Source organism: Flavobacterium columnare NBRC 100251 = ATCC 23463 (genome assembly GCF_002530675.1).
GTDB lineage: Bacteria > Bacteroidota > Bacteroidia > Flavobacteriales > Flavobacteriaceae > Flavobacterium > Flavobacterium columnare.
Window position 1 is genome coordinate 1 of sequence record NZ_PCMX01000128.1, and the last position, 9,900, is coordinate 9,900.

Genomic DNA, 9,900 nt, shown 5'->3' on the forward strand with positions numbered 1-9,900 from the left:
ATTAAAATACTTATGAAAAAAATCATAAAAAATACCTAGATGAATCAAGTAAAAAGCGTAAGAGCTTTTGCCTAAAATTTGTATTATTTGAGTTGAAAGAAGCTTTTCAATAATAGTTTTTTCTGTAATTAAACCTATAAAAAGTGGAGTAAAAGCAAATAATGGAAAAAAAATAGTATTTATAATTTTACCAAGTAAAAGATCATTACCATATAATCCCTCCCCTGGTTTTAAATATACTAATCCCAAAAGACCAATGGAAGTAAATAAAATTCCAATACAAGTCATATTAATAGTAAAAAAAACTTTATTATTCTTTTTTAGAAATAAGGCTAGATATATTCCCGAAAAAAATTCGAAAGATCGACCAAAAAAAGTAAAATCTAACATAAAGTTTATATCATTTCTATAAAATATTAGTCCTAAGATCATAAAAATAATAGGTAAAAAATAAATAGAGAATCTTTTTTTCTTAATAAAGATAAAAAAGAAAGGCGCTAATAAATAAAAAAATTCCTCTACTGTTAACGACCAAGTCTGAGCAATTCCTGTAAATTTTAAATTATTAAAAAAACCCTTTATAAAGGTTATATTCAGTAAGTATAATTTTATATTGAGTGTATTAGTTTTATAATAAATGTATAAAAAAGTAAACGTAGTTAAAATAAAAAAACTTGGATAAATTCTTGAAAATCTATTAATAAAATAAATTTTCCAATTTATTTTTTGATCATAATATCTGTTTGCAATTAAAAATCCACTTAAAAAAAAGAACAATGTGACACCAATGTGCATTTCAGTAAAACAATCATATAAAAAAGGAAATGATGTTCTTGTTGAAACGGGATTAAAATGATGAAAAAAAACCATACTGGCAGCAACAAAGCGTACTCCAGTTAAACTAGGATAATACTCTTTCATTAGTAATCTTATTTGTTTTTACTTTAGTTAAAAGAGGGTCTGAAAGATTACAATCTTGTCATTTAGACCAAAGGGAGGCTCGAACAAAGTGAAGATACGAAGCAAATCACCATAGCAATATGACTTCTCCCTTTATTCGAAGGGAAAACTAGACGTTAAGTTACTACTTTTTGCCTCCCATCTTTTTATTTTGAATAACTCTTTTAACGTGAATAATTAGGAGCTTCTTTTGTAATGGTTACATTATGAGGATGACTTTCACTTATGCCACTCGAAGTAATTCTAATAAATCTCCCTTTTTCTTGTAATTCTTCTATAGTAGCAGCACCACAATATCCCATTCCTGCACGTAATCCTCCTATAAATTGAAGCATACTTTCATTTAATTCTCCTTTATAAGGTACTCTTCCTACAATTCCTTCCGGAACTAATTTTTTTACATCGTCTTCAACATCTTGAAAATAACGATCTTTAGAACCTTCTTTCATAGCTTCTACGGATCCCATTCCTCTATAAGATTTGAATTTTCTACCTTCAAAGATAATAGTTTCTCCAGGAGATTCTTTGGTTCCTGCTAATAAAGATCCTAACATAACTGTAGAGGCTCCTGCTGCTATTGCTTTAGGAATATCTCCTGTATAACGAACACCTCCATCTGCTATAACAGGAACACCACTATCTTTTAGTGCAGCTGCTACTTCTAAAACAGCAGAAAATTGAGGAAAACCAACGCCTGCCACGACCCTAGTAGTACAGATAGAACCTGGTCCAATACCAACTTTAACAGCATCAGCTCCATTTTCAACTAAATACAATGCAGCTTCTGGTGTTGCAATATTTCCGACTACTACATCGAGTTCTGGAAATTTATTTTTTACTTGCTTTAATACTTCAACTACTCCTTTAGTATGACCATGTGCTGTATCTATAATAACCGCATCAACACCTGCATTTACTAAGGCTTCTGCTCTTTCTAGAGCATCTGTTGTAACGCCTAAAGCTGCAGCTACTCGTAAACGTCCGTATTTGTCTTTATTAGCATTTGGTTTTTGAGTAAGTTTTGTAATATCTCTAAAAGTAATAAGGCCTACTAGCTCGTTTTCAGCATTTACAACGGGTAATTTTTCTATTCTATTACCTTGTAAAATTTCTTCTGCCTTTTCCAAAGTTGTTCCTTCAGGAGCTGTAACCAAATTAGTTGAAGTCATTACTTCAGTAATACTTCTTAGATTGTTTTTTTCGAAACGTAAATCTCTATTAGTAACAATTCCTTTTAATTTTTTATTTTGGTCAACCACAGGTATTCCGCCAATTCCGTATTCTCTCATCGCACTTTTGGCATTTCCTACATTTGCTTCAAGATTTAATACTACAGGATCAATAATCATTCCACTTTCAGCTCTTTTTACCTTACGTACTTCTGCTGCTTGTTGCTGGATTGACATATTTTTGTGTAAAACTCCTATTCCTCCTTCTTGTGCCATAGCTATAGCCATTGCACTTTCTGTAACAGTATCCATTGCAGCGGAAACAACAGGTAAATTTAAAGTAATATTTTTAGTGAATTTTGTTTGGATACTTACTTCTCTTGGAAGTACTTGTGAGTAGTTAGGAATAAGCAATACATCATCGTAAGTTAGTCCTTCACCGATAATTTTAGTTGTGTGTGCGTTCATTGCAATTTACGATTAAATTGCGAACAAATATAGGAAATTAACTGTAAATTTTAGCAATTTAATTTAAATTTAATACTAAAATTTACTGATTTTCATATTTTTTAAACAAAAAAAAGTGCCCGAAAAGTGTATAAATATAATTTAAAGAGGATTTAATGAATTAAAAAATCGATCATGTATTTATTATGAGACTTTCCTTAGACTTAAACCAGATAAATTTTATTTTTACTTCTCGGACAGCTTTTTATTATTCTTTTAATCTATAAAATTTAGAATAATTAAGCTTTTTTCTCAGCTTTTTTTGTGCAACACGCTTTTTTTTCAGTACACGCTTTCTTGTCTTCTTTAGAGCAAGTTTTTTCAGTTTTTGCTTTTTTGTCTTTTTTCTCTTCTTTTACTTCTTGTGCAAATACACTAGAAGAAAATACAAACGCTACTAATGCTACTGATGAAATTAATTTTTTCATACTAAAATTTTTAAAAGTTATTTTTTTGATTTAAATAGACTTCCTACTACTCCCCTTAAAACAGCACCATATAAACACTATTATTCAGAGGATTTTAGGTAATCAAACAAGTTCCCGATATAGAACCATAATGGTAATAAAGGTAGCCTGCTATAAGACCAAATGTACTACCTAAAAGAGTTAAAAAATACTTCTTTAACATAATTTTATAAGGTGCTCTCTTTTAGTACTTTTATAATTTTATCTTTTTGTAGTAATCCTGAAACATCCTATGGATTATTTTTTTAAAAAAGGGTTAAACTTGTAACTCCTCTTACCAGATATTTTGTTGCTAATTATTTATTTTTGTTTACATCTATTCAATCTCCTTGTATTCCCTTTACTTTTTTAAGATGGTATGGAGCCTAATACTTGACAGGAGCCATAGCAAGTCGCAAAAATTAATTAATACTGGTTTATCTTTATTTGTAATGTTTAGGAAATGAATCATTACTTTTTTTATCCTCTAATTGAATTTGACAAGTATTTGAACTACATCCTATATTAAAAAAGGCTTGAAATAAAAAGAATATTGCAAATCCTAAAAAAATCCATTGATGAGTTTCAAAGGCTTGAAAAATTAAAAAAACACCTAATGCTAAGCGAAAAAAACGGATTATATGCCAATTTAAAAAAAATCGTTTCATAATTTAGAATTTAACATTTTACTTGGACAAATAAAATGAGTCCTTGGTAAATTAGTTTTAGAAATAGCTGTAAATCCCCCTTCAATTTCTGTAAAGTTTCGATAGCCACGTGCTTGAAGTATTGATGCGGCAATCATACTACGGTAACCGCCTGCACAATGTATATAAAAATGTTCTTTGGGATGAATAGTATTCATCCAATCGTTAATATAAGCGAGTGGTTTATTATAGGAGTCCTCTAGGTGTTCTGCTTGGTATTCGTTTTCTTTGCGAACATCTATTATTATATCATCTTTTAAATTTACTTTTTGAGCAAATTCTTCTGCACTTATTCTATTAATTCGATCTGTTTCCCTTTTTGATTCTTTCCATGTTTTCAGGCCTCCTTCTAAATAACCTAGGAGATTATCAAAACCTACTCGACTAAGTCTGGTAATTGTTTCTTCTTCTTTTCCTTCTTCACAAACTATAAGAATTGGCTGATTAACATCAGCAATGAGTGTTCCTACCCAAGGGGCAAAATCGCCTATTATTCCAATATTAATAGATTGTGGGATATGCTCTAAATGAAATACAGCGGCTGGTCGTGTATCTAAAACGATAGCATCTTGGTTATCTGCTAAATCATTAAATTCTTTGGCTGACAAAGGTCTTAATCCATTATTTAATACCGTTTCAAATGAAACATACCCCTTTTTATTCATAGCTACATTCATTCCAAAATATGGAGGAGGAGGAGTTAATCCATCTAGGACTTCTGCTATAAATTCAGCCTCATCCATATCAAAGCGAAGGGCATAGTTGTCAACTTTTTGTTGTCCAATAGTGGAACTAGTTTCTTTACTCATATTTTTACCACAAGCACTCCCTGCTCCATGAGCTGGATAAACTATTACATCATCGGCAAGTGGCATAATTTTATTTCGTAATGAATGAAATAATGTACCCGCTAATTCTTCTTGAGTCATACTAGCAGCTTTCTGGGCTAAATCAGGTCTGCCTACATCTCCTATAAAAAGAGTATCTCCTGAAAAAATAGCATGGTCTTTTCCGTTTTCATCTATTAATAAGTAAGTTGTACTTTCCATGGTATGTCCAGGAGTATGTAAAACTTTAATAGCAACATTGCCTACCTTAAATATTTGCTCATCTTGTGCTATGATTGCATCAAATTCTGGTTTGGCAGTTGGACCATATACTATTGGGGCACCAGTAGCTTTACTTAAATCTAAATGACCTGAAACAAAATCAGCATGAAAATGCGTTTCAAAAATGTATTTTAAAAGGACATTATCTCTTTTAAAACGGTCTAAATACGGTTGTATTTCCCTTAAAGGGTCGACAATTAAAGCTTCTCCATTTGAGGTAATATAGTAGGCACCCTGGGCTAGGCAACCTGTATAAATTTGTTCTATCTGCATTATTATCAATTTGTCCTACAAAAATACTATTTATTTTTATAACAAATAGTGATAATAGTTACAAACCTTTAATCTTATATAAAATTATAACATACAGGTTTGAGTTTGATAGTCTGATAATCTAATTTCTGTCTTTTTTATTCCATTGAAACCATCTTCAATTTCTATAAAATTTGTAATTGCTTTTTTGTATAATATAGATGCTGCCATCATACTTCTATATCCTCCTAAACAGTGTATAAAAAAAGTAGTTTTTAGTGGTATTTTATTTAAATTATTTTCTAATAGATGTAGAGGAATGTTTATACTATTTGTTATATGTTGAGAATTATATTCATTTATCTTACGCACATCTATTATGTAAGAATTTTCATTTAGAATTTTAGTTAACTCCATTGCTTTCATCCTTTGGATGGTATGAAACGGTTTATTGCAATTTTTCCAGGTTTTAAATCCACCTTTTAAATAACCTATAGTTTGATCAAACCCTATTCTTGATAAACGAATAATAGATTCTAAAGGCTGTTCTTCATCTTCTGTTATTAATAATATTTTTTGCTCAATATTAGGTATCAACTCTCCTACCCATTGGGCAAAGTTTCCATTCAGTCCTATATTTATACTATTAGGAATAAAACCTTTTGCAAATTCATCAGAATTACGAACATCTAATAATAAAATTGTAGGATCTTCTATATATTTTTCAAATTGTGTTATATCTAATTTTTTAAGACTTCTGTTTATAACTGAATATAAACTTTCATACCCTTTAATATTTAGTAATACATTTTTAGGAAAATAAGGAGGTGGAGGCATTAATCCTTCTAAAACAGCTTGTACAAAATCATCTTCTGTTAAATTAGGGTTTAAAGCATAATTTACTTTTTTTTGATTACCTAATGTATCCGTAGTTTCTTTACTCATGTTTTTACCACAAGCACTTCCTGCCCCATGATTGGGATAAACAATTAAATGATCAGGAAGAGGAAGAATCTTATTTCTTAATGAATGATATAATAACCGAGCAAGTTTGTCTTCTGACAACTCGGTCATAACATGTTGAGCCAAATCAGGTCTTCCTACATCACCTATGAAAAGGGTATCTCCTGTTATAATACCTTTTTCTAATTGATTTTCATCTATTAATAACAAGCAAGAACTTTCTAATGTATGGCCTGGTGTATGAATTAGTTTGATAGAAGACTTGCCTAATTGAAAAATTTCATTATCAAAAGCAATATGACATGGGTAGCCTGTTTTTGTAGTGGTGGGGCCAATCACTATGGTTGCCCCTGTAGCACGAGCTAATTCTATATGTCCAGAAACAAAATCAGCATGAAAATGGGTTTCAAAAATATATTTTAGGGTAACGCCTTCTTTTTTTAAACAATCTAAATAGGGTTCTATATCTCTTAAAGGATCAACAATAACTGCTTCTCCATCTGAAACTATATAATAACAAGCTTCAGCTAAACATCCTGTGTAGATTTGTTCTATTTTCATAATAATTTTATCAAAAGGACAAAGGTATAAGTTAATTTTTAAAAAAAGGCTGACTTTTGTCAGCTCTTAAAAATTGATTTCAATATGGCTTCTATATAATTTAACTACCCCTTGTTGCTCCATTTTTTTTAACAAACGTGACACTACTTCTCTAGATGTGTTTAATTCGGAAGCTATTTCTTGATGGGATAGTTTTATATCTTTGCAATTGCAAGCATCTCGATGTCTTTTTAAATAAAATTCTAAGCGCTCATCCATAGCTTTAAAAGCTATATTATCTATAACCGTTAAAACTTCTTCAAAACGACTTCTATAGGTTTCTATTACAAACTCATACCAAGAACGGTGTTTACTCATCCATTTTTCCATTAATGCAAGAGGTATCATAATAAGCTCTGCATCTTCTACTACTTTAGCCATTAAAGCACTGGTTTCTTCTCTAGTGGCACAAATCATAGAAATAGCACAGGCTTGTCCCGGTTGAAGATAATACATAAAATATTCATTTCCTTCGTCATCTTCACGGTATAACTTTATCTTTCCTTTTATAACTAAAACAGTATGACGAATAAATTGACCTGAACGCATTATTGTTTCACCTGCCTTCATATTTTGTATATAGGCGTTTTCCTCTATTTCTTCTATTAGTTGTGGATGAAAATTAGGGAAATTTAGCTTGATTATATCTCTCATAAAAAATTAAAAAACATCCTACAAATATAAGTTACTTATCTCATCTTTAAAATTTAAAAAGTCATTAAAATTTACTACTTTGTGCAAGTAAACTTAATAAACTAATGATGAACACAACAGAATTGAGAGAATCTATTTTTAGGCATCTAGATGGCATTGTAATTTTACCTATAGCAGCTTTACTTAAAGAAAAAAAAATTACAGATTATATTATTGATAAAAAAGAAGTTACGCTAGATGAATTAAAAAATATTTTTAACTTAAATGAAGGATATTTAAATATTGCATTAAGAGCTTTAGCCTCTCAAGGATTTATAACTTATTTTGTAGATAATCACCAAAATAAAGTAAGTTTAAAGATTAATAATGTAACTGAATTGGCTTTTTCTCAGTTTGATTTATACCATGATATTGCTCAAACATTGTTTCTAACGGATGTATTTACATCTAATAGCATTAATGAACATACTATTTCTATATTAGCTCCTTTATTTGAAAAGTTAAAAAAAATAAACTCTCTACCTCTTGATCTAAATTCAGAAGAAGGAAAAATTAAACATCAGATTATAAAACACTTAGAGGGATTTTTAGTAGGTCCTTTAATAGTAAATTTAGGAATGACAGGTATGTTTCATAAATATTTTATGGAAACTTCATTTGGAGCCGATGAATTTCATAAAGAACCCGAAGCTTTTACTGTTATGTTAAACTTTTTCACCTCTTTAGGTTGGTTTACAGAACGAAAAGGAAAATATCAATTTACCGAATCAGGTCTTTTTTATGCTAAGCGAGCTTCCGCTTATGGAGTAACTGTTTCTTATTTACCAATGCTAAAAAATCTTGAAATATTATTATTTGGCAATCCTAATAAATTAAGAGATATAGCTATTAATGATGTAGAAATACACGTAAATAGAGAAATGAATGTTTGGGGTAGCGGTGGCGCTCATAATACTTATTTTAAAGTTATTGATGAAATTATAATAGAACTCTTTAATCGCCCTATTTCTGAACAACCTAAAGGAATTTTAGATATGGGATGTGGCAACGGTGCTTTTTTACAACATATTTTTAACGTTATTGAAAGACAAACAATGCGTGGAAAAATGTTAGAGGAATATCCGCTTTTTTTAGTAGGAGTTGATTATAATCAAGTAGCTTTAAAGGTAACTAGAGCTAATTTAATAAAAGCTGACATTTGGGCTAAAGTAATATGGGGAGATATAGGCAATCCAGATTTATTAGCAACAGATTTAAAAGAAAACTATAATATTGATTTGAACGAATTATTAAATGTTCGTACATTCTTAGATCATAATAGAATTTGGAGTGAACCTAAAAACAATTATGATATCGAAAGTAGCTCTACAGGAGCTTTTTCGTATAGAGGAAAACAATTATCAAATAATACAGTAGAAGCAAACTTATATGAGCATTTAGAAAAATGGGCAAAATACGTTCATAAATTCGGACTTCTACTGATTGAGCTTCATACTGTAAATCCAAATATTGTTTCTAAAAACATAGGTAAAACACCCGCTACCGCTTACGACGTAACACATGGTTTATCAGATCAATATATATTAGAAATTGAAGAATTTGTAAAAATAGCTCAAAAAGTAGGACTTTATTCTGATGAGCGTTTTACACAACGTTTTCCTAATACAGATTATGCTACAGTAAGTATTCATTTATTAAAGGGTAACTAGTTATTTTTTAAATAGATAAATAATATAAATAGGATAAAGATTTAGAACAAAATGAATAACTGTTTCTGTGGATCAAAAAAAATATTTCACGAATGTTGTGAACCTTTCATACTAGGTATTAGTAAGCCTAGTACTGCCGAAGAATTAATGCGATCTCGTTATAGCGCATATTGTATACATCAAGTAGATTATTTATTGAATACGACACACATTAGTACGAGAAAATTTTATACTAAAAAAGATTTTTTGGCTTGGGCTACCCAGAATAATTGGTTAAAATTAGAAGTTTTAGAAGCAACAGAACAGAATGTTGAATTTAAAGCATATTATATAGATAGCAATCTTCAATCACATTGTCATCATGAAAAATCTAGTTTTAGAAAACAAGGAGGAATATGGTATTATGTAGAAGGCGAAATAGGTTAGTTTTAATATAAATTAAAATCTATCTAAAAGATTTATAAGTGTTTTTTAACCCCAGACTATGTGTTAGTATAATGAAGAGGAAAAGAGCAAAGAAGGCAAAAAGGAACGAAATTTTTTTACCAGAGCTGTAATTTTAATACATTGAGGACAAAAAATGGAGTACTTTTTAGATTCAAGGTCATTTGTATTTGTAATAAATTTCTAATACCTAATCTGGGGTAACTTTATTCAGTTAGTATACTCTAAACAGTGAATAAATAATTTCTAAACAATTGATTTTAAAAAACATAAATTAAAAAATACTCGTTATGAGATTTTTATTTATTGATAAAATAAATTGAGATACCTATTTTTTATTTTAGATAGTTTATCTAAAACTAATTAATTCAAGTTGCTAG

Annotated in this window: 9 protein-coding genes; 2 read left to right on the plus strand and 7 right to left on the minus strand. The window is 29.7% G+C overall.

The features are described from left to right. The 7 genes from B0A78_RS13180 to B0A78_RS13215 form a co-directional block, all read right to left on the minus strand. The coding region (locus B0A78_RS13180; protein ID WP_097609752.1) for an acyltransferase family protein at positions 1 to 921 on the minus strand (921 nt) is incomplete at its 3' end. 203 nt (positions 922 to 1,124) lie between these two features. After that, the gene (gene guaB / locus B0A78_RS13185) at positions 1,125 to 2,597 is read right to left on the minus strand and encodes an IMP dehydrogenase (RefSeq protein WP_097609753.1); all 1,473 of its coding nucleotides are present in this window, start codon (positions 2,595 to 2,597) and stop codon (positions 1,125 to 1,127) included. Positions 2,598 to 2,875: 278 nt separating this feature from the next. Beyond that, on the minus strand, positions 2,876 to 3,064 hold the full coding sequence (locus B0A78_RS13190; protein ID WP_014164512.1) for a hypothetical protein: 189 nt from the start codon (positions 3,062 to 3,064) through the stop codon (positions 2,876 to 2,878). Between the two features lie 461 nt (positions 3,065 to 3,525). Continuing rightward, positions 3,526 to 3,750 (minus strand): hypothetical protein, encoded by a 225-nt coding sequence (locus B0A78_RS13200; protein WP_077225303.1) that lies wholly within the window; start codon positions 3,748 to 3,750, stop codon positions 3,526 to 3,528. Then, positions 3,747 to 5,171 carry an MBL fold metallo-hydrolase gene (locus B0A78_RS13205; RefSeq protein ID WP_014164510.1) on the minus strand — a complete coding sequence of 475 codons (1,425 nt, stop codon included), beginning with the start codon at positions 5,169 to 5,171 and terminating at the stop codon, positions 3,747 to 3,749. The genes B0A78_RS13200 and B0A78_RS13205 overlap by 4 nt, the downstream gene beginning before the upstream one ends. 84 nt (positions 5,172 to 5,255) lie before the next feature. After that, positions 5,256 to 6,674 (minus strand): MBL fold metallo-hydrolase, encoded by a 1,419-nt coding sequence (locus B0A78_RS13210; RefSeq protein ID WP_097609754.1) that lies wholly within the window; start codon positions 6,672 to 6,674, stop codon positions 5,256 to 5,258. A 66-nt stretch (positions 6,675 to 6,740) separates the two neighbouring features. Continuing rightward, entirely contained in the window at positions 6,741 to 7,367 is a 627-nt protein-coding gene (locus B0A78_RS13215) for a Crp/Fnr family transcriptional regulator (protein ID WP_014164508.1), read from the minus strand. A 104-nt stretch (positions 7,368 to 7,471) separates the two neighbouring features. Between B0A78_RS13215 and B0A78_RS13220 the strand changes: the two genes are divergently transcribed. Then, positions 7,472 to 9,076, plus strand: a complete 1,605-nt coding sequence (locus tag B0A78_RS13220; RefSeq protein ID WP_014164507.1) for a class I SAM-dependent methyltransferase — start codon at positions 7,472 to 7,474, stop codon at positions 9,074 to 9,076. Between the two features lie 51 nt (positions 9,077 to 9,127). Next, positions 9,128 to 9,502 (plus strand): YchJ family protein, encoded by a 375-nt coding sequence (locus B0A78_RS13225; RefSeq protein ID WP_014164506.1) that lies wholly within the window; start codon positions 9,128 to 9,130, stop codon positions 9,500 to 9,502. Positions 9,503 to 9,900: the final 398 nt, after the last annotated feature.

Coding starts and splice junctions, on each gene's coding strand:
- B0A78_RS13200 (WP_077225303.1), bottom strand. CDS start 3,750: ATGAAACGATTTTTTTTAAATTGGCATATAATCCGTTTTTTTCGCTTA.
- B0A78_RS13225 (WP_014164506.1), top strand. CDS start 9,128: ATGAATAACTGTTTCTGTGGATCAAAAAAAATATTTCACGAATGTTGT.
- B0A78_RS13205 (WP_014164510.1), bottom strand. CDS start 5,171: ATGCAGATAGAACAAATTTATACAGGTTGCCTAGCCCAGGGTGCCTAC.
- B0A78_RS13210 (WP_097609754.1), bottom strand. CDS start 6,674: ATGAAAATAGAACAAATCTACACAGGATGTTTAGCTGAAGCTTGTTAT.
- B0A78_RS13220 (WP_014164507.1), top strand. CDS start 7,472: ATGATGAACACAACAGAATTGAGAGAATCTATTTTTAGGCATCTAGAT.
- B0A78_RS13215 (WP_014164508.1), bottom strand. CDS start 7,367: ATGAGAGATATAATCAAGCTAAATTTCCCTAATTTTCATCCACAACTA.
- B0A78_RS13190 (WP_014164512.1), bottom strand. CDS start 3,064: ATGAAAAAATTAATTTCATCAGTAGCATTAGTAGCGTTTGTATTTTCT.
- guaB (WP_097609753.1), bottom strand. CDS start 2,597: ATGAACGCACACACAACTAAAATTATCGGTGAAGGACTAACTTACGAT.